Source organism: Psychrobacillus sp. INOP01, assembly GCF_018140925.1.
Lineage (GTDB): Bacteria > Bacillota > Bacilli > Bacillales_A > Planococcaceae > Psychrobacillus.
This window is the reverse complement of the sequence record NZ_CP073315.1, coordinates 132,093-150,630: the sequence shown is the minus strand read 5'-3', so window position 1 is coordinate 150,630 and position 18,538 is coordinate 132,093. Positions and strand designations below refer to the sequence as shown.

Sequence of the window (18,538 nt, the reverse complement as noted above, 5' to 3'; positions counted from 1 at the left end):
CAAAAAAAAGAAATAAAAGGAGGAAATTAAATTGGAACAACGAGTTGATTATTACAATGTAGCATCTGAAGTACTTAAAATAATGATGGAAATGGAGAAGTATACGAAAACAACAGGTATAGACCGTAAACTTCGTGAACTTATAAAAATTCTTGCTTCTCAAATAAATGGTTGTGCATATTGTCTTAACATGCATACAGCTGATGCTAGAAAAATGGGAGAAACGGAACAACGTTTATATTGTATTAGTGCTTGGAGAGAGAGCACTTTTTACACAGATGCAGAAAAAGTGGCTCTTGAGTTGACAGAATACGTAACTTTAATCCCGACAAAACGTGTGCCAGATGAGCTTTATCAACGAGTACGTGAACATTATGACGAGCGACAATATGTTGACCTTGTACTAATAATTAATCAAATCAATAGTTGGAATCGAATTTCTATTGCAATGGGGAATACAGCAACTGAAAAATAATTATTCTCACCGAACATCCTATGGGTGTTCGGTACAGTTTGTAAACGAAAGGCATCCAAATAAAGTTGGCGCTAGAAACTTTTAAAGACGAACCCAATGTAAGCAGAATTCTGAAAAAGATGGAGGACAAGGGATATCTTGAGTGAAGTTCTGATGTCAAAGATAAAAGAATAACCCTTTTATTTTTTTAATATTAGATTAATATTGGAGGAATTTTATTGCTCAAGCCAAAATGATGAACAAAAAATTTTATTAGTATTTCAATCGCTAATTTTCTTACCTTTACAATTGCGAATGGGCGAGTAATGATACCTGAACAGTAAGCCAACTTCCGATTCAAGCAAATGGATAGAAAGGATTGGAAAGTATCCTGTTTTTTTGACAGCTTTCTTAATAGTTTGTCGTTCATCTTTTTTATATTTTATAATGCAATCGATCACAACACTACTTATTGTTCGCTTTTTCCATGGAATTGGATTTGGAATGGCAACTACAGCTACCAGAGTCATCGTAGCAGACCTCATCCCTGAATCACGAAAAGGGGAAGGGATGGGCTATTACGGACTAACACTTAATTTTGGCATGGTAGTTGGACCTTTTTTGGGGTTAACTATTATGCATCACGGAGGAGTAAATCAATTGTTCTTCATTAATGCTTTATTGGCACTAGTTGCTTTGATTGTAGGCTTATTTGTTCGGATTCCAAAAAACACAGTAACACACGAAGTCAAAAATTTAGATTCAAGTAAAGGAATAAAGGCCTTATTTGAGGGTTCTGCTATTCCCGTTCCATTAATTTCTGGATTTTTCGCTCTGGTTAATTTCGAGATCTTTTACAGGGGAATGGTTTGATATTTATGGAGCAAATAAAATTATCTATCCGACAATTTTCCTTTTTGCTGTTGGAACATATTTACTTAGTGTTTCAACATCATTACTATCTTTTCTTCTTTCGGCGGCCTTTATTGGTTTAGGTTAGGGAACCATCTTTCCAATTCATCAAACAATTGCCATTCAAATTGCACCAGTTGAAAAAAGGACATTGGCTAGGGCTACTTACCTATTAACATTTGATTTTGGATTTGGAATTGGTTCCTTTTTATTCGGACTGTTAACAGAAAAATTAGGCTATAGTTCTTTATATTTTTATAGTACGATCTTCATTCTATTCGGAATCGGAGTTTATTATATACTTCATGGGAAGTTTCATCGCACTGTAAAATACAGAAAGTCCAGTGGGCGGAGTAGTAAATACATAATTGTATACTATAAAAAGGTTGTAAAATAGCTATGGTACCAAATCTATATAGATAGAGGATGATTAATTTGATGAAACCTAGAATCGGAATGGTAGGACTGGGTGGTATCGCTCAGAAAGCATATTTGCCTATTCTTTCAAAAGAAACAGATTGGACATTTGCGGGTGCATTTTCACCCAGTAGAGAGAAGAGAAAGGCAATCTGCAATCAGTATCGTATACAAGATTTTGATAGCTTACCAGCATTGGCTCAAGAGTGTGATGCCGTGTTTGTACACAGCTCTACTGAATCACATTATGAAGTGGTTTCGGAACTGCTTAATAAAGGGATAGATGTATATGTCGATAAACCATTGGCAGCATCTATTTCAGATGCAGAAAAATTAGTCGAATTAAGTGAAAAATTGGGAAGAAAGCTTATGGTTGGATTTAACCGTCGTTTTGCTCCAATGTATGTGAAAGCAAAGGAAAAAGCGAACAATTTAGCTTGGGTACGTGTTGAAAAGCACAGAACGAACAGTGTGGGTCCTTATTCTTATGAGTTCACAATGTTAGATGATTATCTTCACTTAGTCGATACAGTACGTTGGTTGGGTGATGGAGGTCTTAGTGTGCTGTATGGAACTGTTCATACGAACGATGAAAATCAACTTTTATATGCTCAGCATACGTATGAATCCTCTCAAAATATATCTTTCACCACAGCTATGCATAGAAAAGCAGGAACGAATTTAGAACAAATAGAATTGATAACAGACGGAGCAATTATCCGTGTAAAAAACATGAATACCACAGAAATCGAAGAAGAAAATGCAATATCTACAACAGTTTCTTCATCATGGGAAACAACTTTAAAACAACGAGGCTTTGAAGATGCTGTACAGCACTTCATTTATTGTATTCAAAATGATGAGCAACCCCTTATTGATGGCTTAGAAGGGTTAAAGTCTCAACTACTTGTTGATCAATTACTAAAGCAAAAATAATTATATTCATAAGTAAATGGAGTATAAAGCTGGCTTTTAAAGTCAAACCAAGACTGACTTTAATCCTGTTAAATATTTTGATTTAAATACTAAATATAAACATGCATTTGCAATATATGATTCTGCAGTATATGGTTTTAAGTAGGCTTAAAATATTGGATATAGTATAAAGAAATGAATGTCTCTTAGAGCGCTCCCGTAAGTTGGGAGTGTTTTTTATTTAGGTGGAATATGAAGGTGTTTTTAGAAGTAAATAGAATAAGTATTGTAGTGAGTATTGGAAAGGATAGGTGATAAAGATAATTGAATCAGCAGATAGGCATCAAATGCTTCCTTTCATTTTGACAATTTTTGTTTATTTTGCGGAGCTTTATTTGTTTCTCCTTGATTATATTTCTAGTTTTTTCTTTTGGGGTATGTTGGTATTTCTCGTTATATTATGGCCATTTTTTTTGTTTGGTATTAGAAAAGCACGGATCTCAAAACATATTTTCCTGTTCTCTTTTATCGCTTCTTTTTTTTTACTTTTATATGAATTTCCAATTATTTTTACGGAGGGAAACCACTATTTGATTTCTTCATATGTTCCACCAGAAGAACTAATAAAAAACTCTGGAATTTTCCTATTGCCTGTATATTCAATTGAGTTAAAACAGGAAGAGGTTTTAGATGAACAAGCCTTTCGAGATTCGAATAGTCACTTAATAATTTTTGATATAAAACAAGCCACTAATTTGCATCGCTATGCTGGTAAAACGTCAATAATCTTTAAATTGATTGGAATCAATCTGGAGGAAGATTATTTTCATCAGATGTCAGTGAATGTAAAGTCGTATTTAAATACAAGTAATCCTGCAATAGATGAGTTTCTTTCTAGAAGTAATTCAGGTGGGAACAGTGCAGGATTAGCACTCGTTTTATCTAGTATAATAGAACAAGAAAAATTAAAAAATAATATGCCAATCGGTGTGACTGGGGCTATTAGTAAATCAGGAAAGGTAAAAAAGGTTATCTCTATAAAAGAAAAAATTCTAAGTGCAAATAAAATTGGACTCTCATATATAATTCTCCCAATTGGAAATCTGGAGGAGGGCAATGATGTGGTGAAATCGTTTAATCTAACAATAGAAGTAATTGGAGTCAGAAATGTGGATGACGCCATTCAATAAATCGCTGAGTTAAACCGGGATAAATAGGAGAGGAAGATTAACATGAAAAAAAAAGAAGTGGACCAATCTGGCTATTACGATCAACAGCTTTTACCGATTGACAATCAATTATGTGAACTATTAAAACAACGTAAAGAGCTTTCAAATAACAATCCAGGTGTTCCACCAATTGAATATATCTCCGAATGGTCGGACAAGTATGGAGTTTATGAGGATTTGTTAAATTCGTTATTTTGGTTATTGAGAAATGAGGAGTCCTTTCGACCTCAGGTGGAACCGAATAATTTCAGAAGACATCTGCCAGTTATGAAAGTAATAGAAAATGCTGAACGTTTATACTCGGTTACTTTCATTCGACAGTTTGACAATGCAAGTGTAGTCTATCTTACTATAGATTGGGAAGACACAAACAATTCGGACCCTCTCGAGGAAATACGTCGTAGTCGCTATGAAGGCGCTTTTCATCTATACATCAATGAAAATTATGATTGTCGTCCTACCGGTGGAAGGGGATCAGGAGGTCATTCTACACAAAAATTTGTTGTATCTCCACCACTCCCAGATGATTTAACAGGATTAAGCTTAGTTTTTACAGAGTATACAGATCATTTAAAAGAGAAACCTACTGGTCTCGAATTTGTAATCAATCTCGAATAATAAAAGCGTTCCTACGATAGGAACGTTTTTTTATATCACTACTATTTACCATTGAATAAGAACTTGTGTTCGTAATATACTATAAAGAACGTATGTTCCTTAAGAGAGGAGTAAATAATATGTATGAAGGACTAAAAAACCGGAAAATTATATGCATTGATATACGTAGTTTTTTTGCGAGCTGTGCAGCAGCAGACGCAGGTCTGGATGTCATGAATACTCCAATTGCGATCATCGGAAATTTGGAGCAAAAAGGAAGTATCGTGCTCGCGGCATCTCCACCTATGAAAAAACAGTTTGGAGTAAAGACTGGAACACGCTTGTTTGAAATACCAGATCATCCTTCGATTCATCTTATAGAACCTAAAATGGAGTTTTTCGTTCGAGTATCGATGGAAATTACACGCTATTTACATCAGTTTGTTCCACATGAAGCGATTCATGTATACAGTGTCGATGAATGTTTCGTAGATCTTGGCGGGACAGAGAAGCTTTGGGGACCCGTTGAAAAAACGATAAAACGTATACAAGATGAACTATATGCTCAATTTCAATTACCATGTGCGGTTGGAATGGGGCCAAATATGCTTATGGCTAAACTGGCACTTGACCTAGAAGCGAAAAAAACAGGTTTTGCTAAATGGACGTACGAAGACGTTCAGGAGAAATTATGGCCAGTAACTCCATTAAGTGATATGTGGGGGATCGGGTCTCGTCTAAAAAAGACACTAAATAACATGGGGATTTTCAATGTTGGCCAATTGGCGAATACACCACTATCTCTGCTCGAGGAAAAGTTTGGGGTGATGGGAAACCAGCTCTATTATCATGCGTGGGGGGTAGATTTATCCGAGCTCGGAGCGCCTCTCGCCGAAGGACAAATTAGTTATGGGAAAGGACAAATATTATTTCGAGATTATCGTAGTAAAAAAGAAGTCATGGCAGTCGTTTTGGAAATGTGTGAAGATGTAGCTAGGCGTGCACGCGAAGCAGAAATGGTTGGTAGAACGATACATTTATCTGTTGGGTACAGCAAAGACGCATTTGGTGGAGGGTTCAATCGATCTCGTTCCATCGATGAGCCGACAAATGCCACAATGACCATTTATAAAGTGTGTGAACAAATCTTTGATGAATTTTATGATCGCCGTCCTGTTCGGAAATTGTCCCTCTCGATTACCAATTTAGAACCAGAGTATTCAATGCAGCTAAGCTTGTTTGAAGAAAATAAATGGAAGGAACGAAAGCTAGGAAAAACGATGGATGCCCTACGGAGTAAATACGGCTCTACTGCAGTATTACGTGCAGTATCTTATACAGAAGCAGGAACTGCAAGAAAGCGTGCGGGATTACTTGGAGGACATAAAAAGTAAAATGCGTCTGAGTCAATATTTTGACTTTAATTAAATAGAGGAATATATTAATAATGTAAATATCTTTAATTCAAGATAAAAGAGTTTAGATATTTAAATTTTATTTAGATAGGAGAAATTTTCTAATGAAATTACAAAACAAAGTAGCGATAATCACAGGTGGTGCATCGGGAATCGGTGCTGCAACAGCAAGACTTTTTGTTCAAGAAGGTGCAAAAGTAGTGCTAGTAGATTTGAATGAAGAAAAAGGAAAAGCATTTGAAGCAGAGTTAAAAGCACAAAATGCAGAGGCGTTATTTTTTAAAGCTAATATTACAAGTGAAGAAGAAGTCCAAAATATATTCAAAGAAACAATTGCCGCTTTTGGGAAAGTCGATGTAGTTTTTAATAATGCTGGTATTGGTCGCGTAACTCCAACAGAAGAGTTAGAGTATGTAGAGTGGCGTAATACAGTAAATGTTGATCTAGATGGTGTATTCTTAGTTGCACGTGAAGCAATTCGTGAAATGCTTAAATCTGGTGGAGGAACAATTGTAAATACTGCTTCCATGTATGGTTGGGTAGGTTCTCCTGGTTCGGCCGCTTATAATGCAGCAAAAGGGGGAGTGATTAACTTAACGCGCTCACTTGCATTGGAATATGCAACCAAAAATATTCGTGTAAATGCACTGGCTCCAGGTTTCATCGATACACCGATTATTCCTGAAGAAAGCAAAGAAGTATTAAAAACGATGACGCCAATGCAACGTTTAGGACAAGCGGAGGAAATGGCTAAAGCTGTTTTATTCATGGCTTCAGACGATTCTTCGTTTATGACAGGAAATGTTTTAACAGTCGATGGCGGATATACAGCACAATAAATTCCCTTTGAAATGACTTCCAACTCGGGAGTCATTTTTTTTGTCCATATTATGAAACGAAGGGATTTCATTCGCTAATAGAGAATACATAGGAAAGTAATTATGTTATAGACGGAGAGTGCATATGATGAAGATAGAAAAGTATCTATCTATGAAGTAAAAAGTCAGAAGTATAACGAATTACTGAAGTCTGCACATTTCACCGTAGATGACATACGCTCTAAACGAAAATAGGGGGAGAAGTAATGGAACAAACAATTTTTCAGCACATGCAAATAGTACGGGGAATAACAGAAAAATCTATCCAACAAATACCAGAGGAAATAGCAGATATTATACCAAATGGATTTACGAATAATATTCGTTGGAACTTTGGTCATATTGCCTATATCCAGGAAAAACTTGTATTTGGTGTTTCCGGAGAAAAGATGATTCTTCCACAAGCATATGAAACATTTTTTAGTGCAGGTACGAAACCAGCAGATTGGATTGGAATTGCACCTTCAATCGCAGAAATTTCGGTTGAACTGATTGCACAAAAACAACGAATAAAAGATTCCCTACCTGGAAGTCTACAGAAAAGATTGCCGGAGCCATTCACTAACAAAGCTGGGATTACATTTCACACACTTGGAGAAACATTTTTATTCAGTTTCTATCACGAAGCCCTTCATATTGAAACGATTAAAAGGATCTATCGTGCTATTAAAAACTAAAAAGGGATCGAGTTCTATAATCGCAAAAAATTTATAACGACAATTTATAGAATAGTTATATTAATTCGATATTTAACTATGCTAATTTAAATAGTTATAACTAGGGGAGACTTTTTAAAGACAGAAAGGTACTGTTCAAAATACATCTACTAAAACAAAATTGGGCAAATTAAGGGTAGAAAATAATAATTAATTTCTCCGTAGATGCTTGTTTTTGTGTGAACAGTGGTTTTATATTGTTTAAGGAACCCGGATAAATTTTAAAGTTACTTAGTAAGAATATCCGATACCTTAAAACTGTATTTAAGTTATAATAGTGGCAATCATATTCGATGAGTGCAACAAATTTCAGCTACCGAATCTTCAACTCCCATGAATATTAAAAAACACTTTAAATCTATAAAATTTCATAACGAAAGAGGCTTAGAAATTGTTTTTTTAAAAAGCTGAGCCTTCAGAATGATTACATTGAGATAACGGGAAGGAGGAACTAAATTGGAATATGTTTTAGATCACGTAGGAATTGCGGTTAGAAGTATTGATGACGCTCTTCCCTTTTATTTAAATGTATTAAATGGACTATTAGAGGACCGTTATACAAGTGATATACCTGGTGTTGAAGTACACGTCGCTGTTGTTAAAACTAATGATAAAGTAATTGAATTATTAGAACCAACCAACAAAAACTCACCAATGGCTCGGTTTATAAGGCAACGAGGAAAAGGGGTACATCATATTGCATATCGAGTTGACGATTTGGACAAAGCAATACTCGATGCAAGTAAAAATGGAGTCCGTTTTCTAGAGGAGACACTCCGTACTAACACACGTGGAAGAAGGCTCATTTATATTAATCCCGTGTCAACTGATGGAACGTTGATAGAACTTTGTAGTTATTAAAATCTAAACAACCGGGCGATTGATCCAATATGGGATAGTAATATCTATGATGCTAAATGCGATAAAAAGGGGGAGAAATGATGAAATTTTATATTGCATCTAGCCTCAAAAATATAGATAAGGTTAGATATGTTAGTAAAAGGTTAAAGAATAAAGGATTTATCCATACATATGATTGGACTGTAAATGAAAACGTAACAACATTGGGAGAACTAAAGGTGATAGGTGAAAAGGAGAAAAATGCTGTAATAGAAGCTGATATAGTTGTGGTTTTATTACCAGCAGGAAAAGGAAGTCATATTGAACTAGGTATTGCTATAGGGAATCGTAAAAAAATATATCTCTATTCACCAAACAATGAAGTAGATAATATTGAAACAACCAGTACATTTTATCATTTACCCGAAATCGAAAAGTGCTTTGGAACCGTAGATGAATTAGTTGAAATTATAGGCAAAAAATTCAAATTTTAAGGGGCGCTGAATTTGAATAATCAACATGAAACACCTCTGGAAAAAAGAGAACGATTAAGACAAAGTGAATTAAAAAGTAATCCCACTGGTTCTCTGCATGATGCATTAAATAGGGAAAGTAATGGGAACTTGACTGATTTAACAGGTGGTATGGGTTGGAAAGGGACAGGTATATTAATTGTTGTTTTAATCGTTGGATATGTTTTATATAACCTGTTTTTTTAGAGATTTTACTTAAAAATGTTACTAACGTAAAGAGGTGAGACAACTTGAGATTTATTAATATTTCCTCATTGATAATCTTAATGTTAGTCATAACAGGTTGTTCAGAAACGAATAATGAAGAGGATGAGGTAGAAGGTAGCTCAAGTAATACCTACGAAGCTCTGCTTTTCGTTAATGGGAAAGAAACGCAATCAATTGGGAAAACGGCTGAAGACTTTCAAGTTGAACCTGGAGATCTTATAGGAAAAGTGGAAACGAAGTATGGTTTAGGAATAGCTCCTAAAAAAGAGCTTACTTCAAATTTTTTAGAAGAAGGTACTGAAATTTATTCAGTAGATGGAAAACCTAACATGTTTTTAGCTAAAAAACAAAATGGCGAATTTGAAGTGTTTGATAGCTTCTGAGTCTGGGAAAATTATAGAGCATTTCTTTGTAAAGAGAAATGCTCTTTTTCTATTTAAGAAATGAAAAGGACTTTCTACAACAATAATAATGAATTAATATACGATAATACTTTATTGTGAAACGATAAAATACATGTTAAAGTCAAAATAACAATAAATAAGTGAGGTGCTTTTTATGAAACAAGGATCAACCCTCTTTTTAAAGATTACTGTTATTCTTATAGGAATCCCAGTTCTTGCTCTATGCATATTTTTGGTGCCTGGGATAGCGAATTTTGCAGCAGAATTGTATCCAGATATTGCTTTTATCAAGTATCTAGTTTTAATCAATTTGTATGCAGCGGCGATACCTTTTTACTTTGCTCTGTATCAAGCTTTTAAACTTTTAAGCTATATTGATAAGAATAAAGCTTTCTCAAAAATTTCTGTGAGAGCATTAAAGAAAATAAAATACTGCGCAATTACAATCAGTGGCCTGTATGTGGTAGGCATGCCGCTCTTCTATCTCATAGCGGAAATGGACGACGCCCCGGGTGTTATAGTAATCGGAATGGTCATTATTTTTGCTTCAATAGTGATAGCAATCTTTGCTGCCGTTCTCCAAAAACTCTTACAGGAAGCAATTGATATAAAATCAGAAAATGATTTAACGGTCTGAGGTGAATAACATGGCGATTATTATCAATATTGATGTGATGTTGGCTAAAAGGAAAATGAGTGTTACAGAACTTTCGGAGCGGGTTGGAATAACGATGGCTAATCTTTCTATACTGAAAAACGGTAAGGCAAAAGCTATCCGATTATCAACTTTAGCGGCGATTTGTAGGGCTTTGAACTGTCAGCCAGGGGATATTTTAGAATATAAAAGTGATGAAAACATTCGAGGATAATAAATTAGGAATTTAGTTGAAAATAGACCATCAAAAAATGATGGTCTATTTTCAACTATTTTTATTATTCCTGTCATCGAAAGACAAGCTCAAAGTCATTGGTGTTTGGTTTGAAAAGCAATCATGAAATCACGAAGAGCCTTACATGTTTCGAGTGGAACTGAATTATAAGTAGAAGCTCGGCAACCTCCTACAGAGCGGTGACCATTTAAGCCGATAAAGCCTGCATCTTTTGCTTCAGCTAAGAATTGTTTTTCTAATTCCTCGTCTGCTACGCGGAAGGTAATGTTCATGAGAGAACGGCTTTCTTTGGAAGCATGTCCTCTATAGAAGCCATTGCTGTTATCAATCACATCATAAATCAGTTTTGCTTTTTCCTCATTTTGTTTAGCGACTGCAGTTAAACCGCCTTTTTCTTCTATCCATTTTAACACTTCTCCAAGCATATAAATGCCGAATGTCGGTGGTGTGTTGTATAGGGAGTTACTTTCAGCATGTGTGCTGTATTTTAGGATTGTTGGAATTTCTGTGTTTGCCTTTGCCAGAAAATCCTTACGGGCAATAACGACAGTCACTCCGGAAGGTCCCAAGTTTTTTTGAGCTCCAGCATAGATCATATCAAATTTACTAACATCTACAGGTTTTGACATTATATCACTAGACATATCTGCGATTAATGGAACCTCACCTGTGTCAGGAAACTCGGACCATTGTGTTCCGTAGATTGTATTATTCGATGTTACATGTACATATGCTTCATCTGAGTCGACATGGATTTCATCTAATGAAGGGATATTACTGTATTTATTTTCTTTTGTACTTGCAATTTGCACAGGTTCGCCAAATAATTTCGCTTCTTTATAAGCTTTTTCTGACCAAACACCTGTCATTATATAGCTTGCCTTTTTTCCAATCTGTAAGAAATTCATCGGAATCATTGTAAATTGAAGACTTGCTCCACCTTGTAAGAACAGAACTTCATAATCGTTTGGAATGGCGAAAAGTTTTCTTAAACGGGAAATAGCTTCATTATGTACTTCTTCAAAGGTTGCGCTGCGGTGACTCATTTCCATAATAGACATACCAGAACCTTGGAAATTAACTAATTCTTGTTGTGCTTTTTCAAGTACTTCCAGTGGAAGTGCAGAAGGACCTGCATTAAAGTTATATGCGCGTTGATTTGATTGACTCAAGATGAACTCTCCTATCATATTGATTTGAATTTATTTATCCATTATATACGGTTTTTAACCTGACATATTAAAAATTATGTAATTTAATTTAAAAAGTGAATAAAGTGTTAACTTTCTAATTATAAGTTGAACTGATGAAAGTATTTCAGAATCCGAATTATTTTTGTTTTTCATCTATCGGAATGTTCGAATATTTGCTAAAATAGTAAAGTCTTAATATATATAGTGGGGGAAACAAAAGTGAAAGTATTCTTGGATTTAGGTTGGTTTTTTAAACAAAGGAAAAAGCAGTATCTAATTGGAATTCTGATGTTACTGTTTGTTGCATTTCTACAGCTATTACCACCAAAAATTATTGGGTATATAGTAGATGAGATCAGTCAAAGTACGTTAACGACTGAATTTTTAGTGAAATGGTTAGGTGTCTTAGCACTAGCGTCAGTTGGAATGTATATTTTGCGTTATTATTGGCGTATTATGATTTTCGGTTCATCAATATTCTTAGCAAGACAATTAAGAGAAAATTTGTTTCGCCATTTTACAAAAATGTCACCGTCTTTTTATCAAAAAAAGCGTGTTGGGGATTTAATGGCGCATGCAACAAATGACTTATCTGCTGTTCAACAGACGGCTGGAGCAGGTGTGCTGACGCTTGTAGATTCGTTAGCAACAGGAGGGTTTGTAATCGCGGCAATGGCGATAACGATTAATTGGAAGCTAACATTGATAGCATTGCTACCACTGCCATTAATGGCTATTTTAACAAGCTATTACGGCAAGCTGTTACATCAGCGGTTTCGATATGCACAAGAAGCTTTTTCCAATTTAAATGACAAATCACAGGAAAGTATTTCTGGCGTGAAAGTCATTAAAACCTTTGGACAGGAGAAAGAGGATACAGAGGATTTTGTCCAATTATCGCAAGAAGTAGTAGATAAAAACGTTCGCGTGGCAAAGGTGGATGCATTATTTGATCCAACAATATCATTAATTGTTGGGATGTGTTTCTTCTTATCTATCGTATTTGGTACTCGTTACATACTTGCTGGAGAAATGTCGATAGGGGATTTATTTGCTTTTACGTCTTATCTTGGATTACTCGTTTGGCCGATGCTTGCGTTTGGCTGGTTATTCAATATCGTTGAGCGTGGTCGCGCATCTTATGATCGTATCAAAAATCTAATGGATGAAAAAATAGAAATTGATGATAGTCCTGATGCTGTGGATGCAAAGCCGGAAGGAGATATTCGCTTTCAAATGGAGGAATTTAAATTTCCAGGAGATGATCGAGCTGCACTACATAATGTTGATTTTACGCTTAAACGGGGTGAAACATTAGGGATTGTCGGTAAAACAGGGGCAGGTAAAACAGCAATATTGAAGCTCTTAATGCGAGAATTTGAAGGATATACAGGAGAAATTGTGTACGGAGATCATGCGATTGACATGTATAAAAAACGTAGTTTACGCGAAGCGATTGGTTACGTACCACAGGATCATTTTTTGTTTTCAACTACAGTTGCAGGTAATATAGCATTTGCCAATGCAGAAGCCACCATGGAAGCTGTGGAGGAAGCCGCAAAATTGGCTTATATACATGAGGATATTTTACAGTTTACTAATGGTTATAATACGGTTGTTGGTGAACGTGGTGTATCGTTGTCAGGTGGGCAAAAACAGCGTATATCTATTGCACGTGCACTTATGATGGAGCCCGAGCTACTTATTTTAGATGATTCTTTATCTGCAGTAGATGCTAAAACGGAAGAGGCCATATTAGAAGCGTTAAAAGCTAAACGTAGCGATGAAACAACTATTATTACCTCTCATCGATTAAGTGCGATTCAACACGCACATCAGATTATTGTGATGAATGATGGAACTATTGTAGAAAAAGGGTCCCACGAGCAATTAATGGAACAACAAGGAATTTATTATGAAATGTATCAGCTACAGCAGCTAGAGTCATTAGTGGAACAGGGGGGTGAATCATAATGGATGAAAAACAACCACAGCTGACAGGAAAAGACCAGTGGGTAGTTTTCAAACGTTTGCTCAGTTACTTGAAACCACATAAAAAAGTAATTGGCATCGCTTTACTTTTACTAATTTTAACTGTAACCGGTGATATTCTTGGTCCTTATTTGATCAAAACCTATATGGATGATTTTTTAACACCGAGATATTTTCCAACGGGTCCGCTTGTTGGTCTTGCAGTAGGTTATATTTTTATACAAATTGGAAATGTAATTGTCAGCTATTTTCAATTACTAACATTCCAAAAGCTAGCACTGAAAATTATTCAACAGATGCGAATTGATGTATTTACGAAAGTACACAAGCTAGGAATGTGTTACTTTGATAAAACTCCTGCCGGTAGTATTGTATCCCGTGTAACAAATGACACAGAAGCGATTAAAGATATGTTCGTTAGCGTCTTGGTGGGATTTGTACAAAGTGGTTTTTTAGTAATTGGTGTATATATCGCAATGTTTATATTGAATGTGAAACTAGCACTTGTTACTACGATTTTGTTGCCAATATTAGCTATCATTATTCTAACGTATCGCAAATATAGTTCGGTAGTTTACCAGGACCTTAGAGAACGACTAAGTCAATTAAATGCAAAGCTAGCAGAATCATTACAAGGAATGACGATGATTCAAGCGTTTAGACAGGAAGATCGTTTGCAGGATGAATTTAATGAGATAAATGATTCACATTGGAACGCAGGAAAACGGAACATCAAACTAGATAGCTTATTGCTTCGCCCTGCAATAGATTTGGTTTATGCCTTGGCCATTATTATGGTCCTTAGTTATTTCGGGGTTACCTCCATGAATAATATTGTAGAAGTCGGCGTTATCTATGCATTTGTTACGTATATCGATCGTTTCTTTGAGCCCATCAACCAAGTGATGCAACGGCTATCTATTTTTCAACAAGCAATTGTTGCAGCTTCAAGGGTTTTCAAATTACTAGATGAGAAGGACTTAGCCCCAAGTCAACAAAACGATGAATCTGCAAAAATTGAACAAGGAAAAATTGAGTTTCAAAATATCACTTTTTCGTATGATGGGAAAACCGCTGTACTAAAGGATATTTCGTTTACTGCAGAACCTGGTCAAACTGTAGCGTTAGTTGGACATACTGGTAGTGGGAAAAGTTCTATCATTAATCTACTCATGCGCTTTTATGAATTTGAACAGGGTGATATTAAAATAGATGGGCATTCTGTGAAAGATTTCAAATCAGAAGAGATGCGTGAAAAAGTTGGGCTTGTCTTGCAGGATCCGTTCATGTTTTATGGGGATATTGAAAGTAATATTCGGCTTCATGCAAACAATATGACAGATACAGAAGTAAGAGAAGCAGCAGAGTTTGTAAAGGCAAATAATTTTATCGAAAAACTACCAAACTCATATAAACAAAAGGTAACAGAAAGAGGTTCAACTTTCTCTAGTGGACAGAGACAATTGGTTGCATTTGCTCGTACAATTGCTACTAATCCAAAAATTTTGGTTCTCGATGAAGCAACCGCAAATATTGATACGGAGACGGAAGTTGCTATTCAAAGTAGTTTAGAAAAAATGAGAGAAGGGCGTACGACTATTGCAATTGCCCATCGTTTAAGTACCATTCAAGATGCAGAACTAATACTTGTGTTACACCACGGAGAGATAGTAGAGCGTGGGACTCACCAGGAGCTGCTAAACCAAAAAGGTTTATATCATAAAATGTATCTATTACAGAACAATGTGGTGGATGATATCGCATAATTATTACACGCAAATAAACCAGCAAGAGTTAAGACTCTTGCTGGTTTATTGCATTTGTGAGGTGAAAAACAAGGGAAATCACCAAGCAACTGACCATTTCTTTGTTGTGATGCAACAAGTAGAAACAACGTATGAAGAATTAGTTGCAGCACTTCATGAATTAAAAAATGCACTACATCCTTTTGAAAAAACATTAAGTGAAAAATAATCTATACTAAGGTGAAATTCACTAACTATATCTTATAGTTGGTGAAACTTTTCGATTCAAAGTTCTCAAAACGAGCTGATAAATTGTAATGACTTTTCACTTATGAAAGGATAGAGAGGGTTACAATTTTGAAGGGAGACGATCTGATGAAAGTAGTAGTAATTGGAGCAAACGGACAAATTGGACAACATGTGGTGAAGGAATTACAGAAGAATGACAATCACTCGGTTAAGGCGATGGTGAGAAAAGAAGAGCAAGCAGAGACACTAAAAATGAATAGAATTCAATCAGTAATAGCTGATTTAGAAGGTTCAGTCGATGATCTTGCGAAAGCTATTACTGGAGCAGAAGCGGTTATTTTTATAGCTGGTTCAGGCGGTCATACAGGTCCTGACAAAACATTATTAATCGATTTAGATGGTGCTGTTAAAACGATGGAAGCTGCTAAACAGGTTGGGGTAAATCGTTATATCATGGTCAGCGCATACGATGCCGATAAACGCCAAAATTGGAACGAAGCCATGCGTCCTTATTATGTAGCGAAACACTATGCGGATCGCATGCTTGAAACAAGTGGATTAAATTACACAATAGTTCGACCTGGTGGACTTGTAAACGAGCCATCAACCGAAAAAATTGCTGTAGGAGCTGAAGCTAAGCCGAGTACGATCACACGAGAAGACGTAGCGCATACAATTATTGCTACATTGGAAAATGAAAAAACCTACCATCGTGCATTTAACTTAGTAAACGGGACACAATCAATCGAAGTCGCGTTAAATAGCTTATAAATAGAATAGTCTTTTCATAATTTTTGAGTAATAAAATCAGCCGCTTAAGAATTTACTTATTTGAGAGGCTTTTTTAATAGTAAATAAACCCGAATAATTCAGTATTCAAGTCTTTCGCTATGGTTGAAGATTTGCTAAACTTAAAAAGTCTTATAAAAAACTTTATCAACAAATATATATGATTTAATATCGAGTTGTATCTGAAATTGCTTTAAAGAGTCAAAAAGCTGTCACAAGCAATTATGAGGTCAAATAGAAAGAAATTTGATACGATAGGTACAGAAATTCGGAAAGGTTGACTGCCGTGAGTACAGATGTAAACTTCCTACTGGCATTTGGTGCAGGGTTTTTAAGCTTCATTTCACCTTGTACGCTACCATTGTATCCTGCATTCTTATCATACATTACAGGAATGTCATTAGAAGAAATAAAAACAGACAAGAAATTAATGCAAAAAAGAGGAATGCTTCATACATTATTCTTCTTATTAGGTTTTTCTATCATTTTTGTTGCAATAGGATTTGCAACGTCATTGGTGGGTACATTTTTCATACAATATGATGATCTACTTCGCCAAATTGGAGCAATATTTATTATCATATTCGGTTTAATCATAGTAGGCATATTTAAACCAGAGTTTTTAATGAAAGAGAAGAAAATTCAATTTAAAAATAGACCTGCTGGTTATTTGGGAACAGTTCTAATCGGTATGGCTTTTGCTGCGGGGTGGACCCCATGTACGGGACCGATTTTAGCGGCGGTTATAGTTATGGCTGGATCAAATCCTGACGCTGGTATTTGGTATATGCTTGCTTATGTATTAGGGTTTGCTATTCCATTTTTCGTATTGTCATTCTTTGTCACACGCCTTAACTGGATACGTAAAAATAGTAATTTAATTGTAAAAGTTGGCGGTTATATTATGATAGCACTTGGACTGATTTTATTTTTCGATGGTTTAACGTATATCATACGTATACTAAGCCCGGTTTTTGGAGGTTTCACTGGATTTTAACGTGAGGGGGATATTGCAATGCCAACAGTATTAGTAGTAGATGATGCTATATTTATGCGTACAACGATTAAGAGAATGCTAGAAAATCATCAGTTTGAAGTTGTTGGCGAAGCATCTAATGGACTAGAAGCAATAGAGCAATATAAGACGCTTTTACCGGATGTCGTAACGATGGATATAACGATGCCTGGTATGAATGGGATAGAAGCTGTAAAAGAAATTATAGCGGAATATCCAGATGCTAAAATAGTGATGGTTACTGCCTTGGGTCAACAAAAGTTAATCGTGGATGCACTGGAATTTGGAGCAAAAGATTTTATCACAAAACCTTTCGATCCAGATCAAATTGTGAATGTGTTACATAATGTTACTTCTGATATGTAGGAACTTATAGTATAGTACCAGAAGAAATAAAAGATATGGGGAATTACTAATGTTAGATAAAATATCTCCAAATATGATGCTGATTGCTTCCACAGTGGTCGCAATTGGTATGGGAATACTCGTTACAATGGTTCGAGCAAAAGCTGCTAAGCGACCAGCAAGTGTGAAAAAGATATTATTGCCACCAATGTTCATGTCAACCGGTGCATTAATGTTTATTTTTCCATATTTCCGTGTTACTTTGATGGAATTTATAGAAGCAATTGGTGTAGGAATGCTATTCTCTATTGTTCTTATTTGGACATCTAAATTTGAACGAAGAGACGGAGAAATATATTTAAAGCAATCGAAGGCATTTATATTTATCTTGTTTGGTTTGTTGATTGTCCGTATTGTAGGCAAAATAATACTGAGTTCTACAATAGACATTGGTGCACTTAGTGGTATGTTTTGGATACTAGCATTTGGAATGATTGTTCCTTGGAGAATTGCCATGTATCTGCAATATAAAAAAATACAAAATAAGAAGGAAAAAGTGAGCGTCCTATAAAATAGGATTGCTCACTTTTTTTGCTATAAGATAAGAAAGCATAAAAAATATAGCATAAACACTGGGTTCTTGGCACTATTACAATTGAATAATCCTGCTGTTTGCAGTGAAGGGCGGAAGCGTTCTGTGCAGGGTAGACAGATGAAACAACATGGTCGCTCACGCGTGGTTTTGATGTATCGTCTGTCTCCTTTATCCTGTCAGAGTGCCGGACTACACTAGAAACTATGAA

General features: G+C 35.5%; 22 protein-coding genes. 21 read left to right on the top strand and 1 reads right to left on the bottom strand.

The genetic code is table 11. The features are described from left to right. Positions 1-31 precede the first annotated feature (31 nt). The 14 genes from KD050_RS00790 (at position 32) to KD050_RS00725 (ending at position 10,386) form a co-directional block, all read left to right on the top strand. A complete protein-coding gene (locus KD050_RS00790) occupies positions 32-475 on the top strand; it encodes a carboxymuconolactone decarboxylase family protein (RefSeq protein ID WP_211894390.1) in 444 nt (147 codons plus the stop codon). Positions 476-853: 378 nt separating this feature from the next. Further along, complete coding sequence (locus tag KD050_RS21200; RefSeq protein WP_235753887.1) at positions 854-1,327, top strand: MFS transporter; 474 nt, start codon at positions 854-856, stop codon at positions 1,325-1,327. Positions 1,328-1,801: 474 nt separating this feature from the next. Next, positions 1,802-2,719, top strand: coding sequence for a Gfo/Idh/MocA family protein (locus tag KD050_RS00780; protein WP_211894389.1), 918 nt, complete (start codon positions 1,802-1,804; stop codon positions 2,717-2,719). Between the two features lie 569 nt (positions 2,720-3,288). Next, a complete protein-coding gene (locus KD050_RS00775; RefSeq protein WP_211894388.1) occupies positions 3,289-3,888 on the top strand; it encodes a S16 family serine protease in 600 nt (199 codons plus the stop codon). Positions 3,889-3,930: 42 nt separating this feature from the next. Further along, on the top strand, positions 3,931-4,545 hold the full coding sequence (locus KD050_RS00770; RefSeq protein WP_211894387.1) for a hypothetical protein: 615 nt from the start codon (positions 3,931-3,933) through the stop codon (positions 4,543-4,545). A 119-nt stretch (positions 4,546-4,664) separates the two neighbouring features. Next, the gene (locus tag KD050_RS00765) at positions 4,665-5,918 is read left to right on the top strand and encodes a Y-family DNA polymerase (protein ID WP_211894386.1); all 1,254 of its coding nucleotides are present in this window, start codon (positions 4,665-4,667) and stop codon (positions 5,916-5,918) included. A gap of 125 nt (positions 5,919-6,043) precedes the next feature. Beyond that, the gene (locus KD050_RS00760; RefSeq protein WP_211894385.1) at positions 6,044-6,778 is read left to right on the top strand and encodes an SDR family NAD(P)-dependent oxidoreductase; all 735 of its coding nucleotides are present in this window, start codon (positions 6,044-6,046) and stop codon (positions 6,776-6,778) included. Positions 6,779-7,023: 245 nt separating this feature from the next. Then, positions 7,024-7,494, top strand: a complete 471-nt coding sequence (locus KD050_RS00755) for a DinB family protein (RefSeq protein ID WP_211894384.1) — start codon at positions 7,024-7,026, stop codon at positions 7,492-7,494. 495 nt (positions 7,495-7,989) lie between these two features. Further along, complete coding sequence (locus KD050_RS00750) at positions 7,990-8,394, top strand: VOC family protein (protein WP_211894383.1); 405 nt, start codon at positions 7,990-7,992, stop codon at positions 8,392-8,394. Positions 8,395-8,474: 80 nt separating this feature from the next. Next, on the top strand, positions 8,475-8,867 hold the full coding sequence (locus KD050_RS00745; RefSeq protein ID WP_211894382.1) for a TIR domain-containing protein: 393 nt from the start codon (positions 8,475-8,477) through the stop codon (positions 8,865-8,867). A 12-nt stretch (positions 8,868-8,879) separates the two neighbouring features. Then, positions 8,880-9,092, top strand: coding sequence for a DUF6366 family protein (locus KD050_RS00740; RefSeq protein WP_211894381.1), 213 nt, complete (start codon positions 8,880-8,882; stop codon positions 9,090-9,092). Positions 9,093-9,136: 44 nt separating this feature from the next. Next, positions 9,137-9,496: a hypothetical protein gene (locus tag KD050_RS00735; protein ID WP_211894380.1), complete on the top strand. Its 360-nt coding sequence runs from the start codon at positions 9,137-9,139 to the stop codon at positions 9,494-9,496. Positions 9,497-9,671: 175 nt separating this feature from the next. Continuing rightward, positions 9,672-10,154, top strand: coding sequence for a DUF2975 domain-containing protein (locus tag KD050_RS00730; protein WP_211894379.1), 483 nt, complete (start codon positions 9,672-9,674; stop codon positions 10,152-10,154). 10 nt (positions 10,155-10,164) lie between these two features. Then, positions 10,165-10,386, top strand: coding sequence for a helix-turn-helix domain-containing protein (locus tag KD050_RS00725; RefSeq protein WP_211894378.1), 222 nt, complete (start codon positions 10,165-10,167; stop codon positions 10,384-10,386). A gap of 95 nt (positions 10,387-10,481) precedes the next feature. Here KD050_RS00725 and serC read toward each other — a convergent pair whose 3' ends face one another. Then, on the bottom strand, positions 10,482-11,579 hold the full coding sequence (gene serC / locus KD050_RS00720; protein ID WP_370627155.1) for a 3-phosphoserine/phosphohydroxythreonine transaminase: 1,098 nt from the start codon (positions 11,577-11,579) through the stop codon (positions 10,482-10,484). A gap of 240 nt (positions 11,580-11,819) precedes the next feature. Here serC and KD050_RS00715 point away from each other — a divergent pair, with 240 nt between their 5' ends. The 7 genes from KD050_RS00715 (at position 11,820) to KD050_RS00685 (ending at position 18,306) form a co-directional block, all read left to right on the top strand. Beyond that, a complete protein-coding gene (locus KD050_RS00715) occupies positions 11,820-13,574 on the top strand; it encodes an ABC transporter transmembrane domain-containing protein (RefSeq protein ID WP_211894376.1) in 1,755 nt (584 codons plus the stop codon). Further along, on the top strand, positions 13,574-15,358 hold the full coding sequence (locus KD050_RS00710; RefSeq protein ID WP_211894375.1) for an ABC transporter ATP-binding protein: 1,785 nt from the start codon (positions 13,574-13,576) through the stop codon (positions 15,356-15,358). Before KD050_RS00715 ends, KD050_RS00710 begins: the two co-directional genes overlap by 1 nt. 37 nt (positions 15,359-15,395) lie before the next feature. Further along, entirely contained in the window at positions 15,396-15,566 is a 171-nt protein-coding gene (locus KD050_RS00705; RefSeq protein ID WP_211894374.1) for a hypothetical protein, read from the top strand. A gap of 146 nt (positions 15,567-15,712) precedes the next feature. Continuing rightward, positions 15,713-16,357, top strand: a complete 645-nt coding sequence (locus KD050_RS00700; protein WP_211894373.1) for an SDR family oxidoreductase — start codon at positions 15,713-15,715, stop codon at positions 16,355-16,357. A 304-nt stretch (positions 16,358-16,661) separates the two neighbouring features. After that, complete coding sequence (locus KD050_RS00695; RefSeq protein WP_211894372.1) at positions 16,662-17,372, top strand: cytochrome c biogenesis CcdA family protein; 711 nt, start codon at positions 16,662-16,664, stop codon at positions 17,370-17,372. An 18-nt stretch (positions 17,373-17,390) separates the two neighbouring features. After that, complete coding sequence (locus tag KD050_RS00690) at positions 17,391-17,756, top strand: response regulator (RefSeq protein WP_211894371.1); 366 nt, start codon at positions 17,391-17,393, stop codon at positions 17,754-17,756. A 49-nt stretch (positions 17,757-17,805) separates the two neighbouring features. After that, positions 17,806-18,306, top strand: coding sequence for a CcdC family protein (locus tag KD050_RS00685; protein ID WP_211894370.1), 501 nt, complete (start codon positions 17,806-17,808; stop codon positions 18,304-18,306). Positions 18,307-18,538: the final 232 nt, after the last annotated feature.

What these genes read in the sequence shown, in the direction of transcription:
- KD050_RS00770 (WP_211894387.1), top strand. Translation starts at nt 3,931, where the DNA reads ATGAAAAAAAAAGAAGTGGACCAATCTGGCTATTACGATCAACAGCTT.
- KD050_RS00765 (WP_211894386.1), top strand. Translation starts at nt 4,665, where the DNA reads ATGTATGAAGGACTAAAAAACCGGAAAATTATATGCATTGATATACGT.
- KD050_RS00760 (WP_211894385.1), top strand. Translation starts at nt 6,044, where the DNA reads ATGAAATTACAAAACAAAGTAGCGATAATCACAGGTGGTGCATCGGGA.
- KD050_RS00755 (WP_211894384.1), top strand. Translation starts at nt 7,024, where the DNA reads ATGGAACAAACAATTTTTCAGCACATGCAAATAGTACGGGGAATAACA.
- KD050_RS00745 (WP_211894382.1), top strand. Translation starts at nt 8,475, where the DNA reads ATGAAATTTTATATTGCATCTAGCCTCAAAAATATAGATAAGGTTAGA.
- KD050_RS00730 (WP_211894379.1), top strand. Translation starts at nt 9,672, where the DNA reads ATGAAACAAGGATCAACCCTCTTTTTAAAGATTACTGTTATTCTTATA.
- KD050_RS00725 (WP_211894378.1), top strand. Translation starts at nt 10,165, where the DNA reads ATGGCGATTATTATCAATATTGATGTGATGTTGGCTAAAAGGAAAATG.
- KD050_RS00710 (WP_211894375.1), top strand. Translation starts at nt 13,574, where the DNA reads ATGGATGAAAAACAACCACAGCTGACAGGAAAAGACCAGTGGGTAGTT.
- KD050_RS00700 (WP_211894373.1), top strand. Translation starts at nt 15,713, where the DNA reads ATGAAAGTAGTAGTAATTGGAGCAAACGGACAAATTGGACAACATGTG.
- KD050_RS00690 (WP_211894371.1), top strand. Translation starts at nt 17,391, where the DNA reads ATGCCAACAGTATTAGTAGTAGATGATGCTATATTTATGCGTACAACG.
- KD050_RS00685 (WP_211894370.1), top strand. Translation starts at nt 17,806, where the DNA reads ATGTTAGATAAAATATCTCCAAATATGATGCTGATTGCTTCCACAGTG.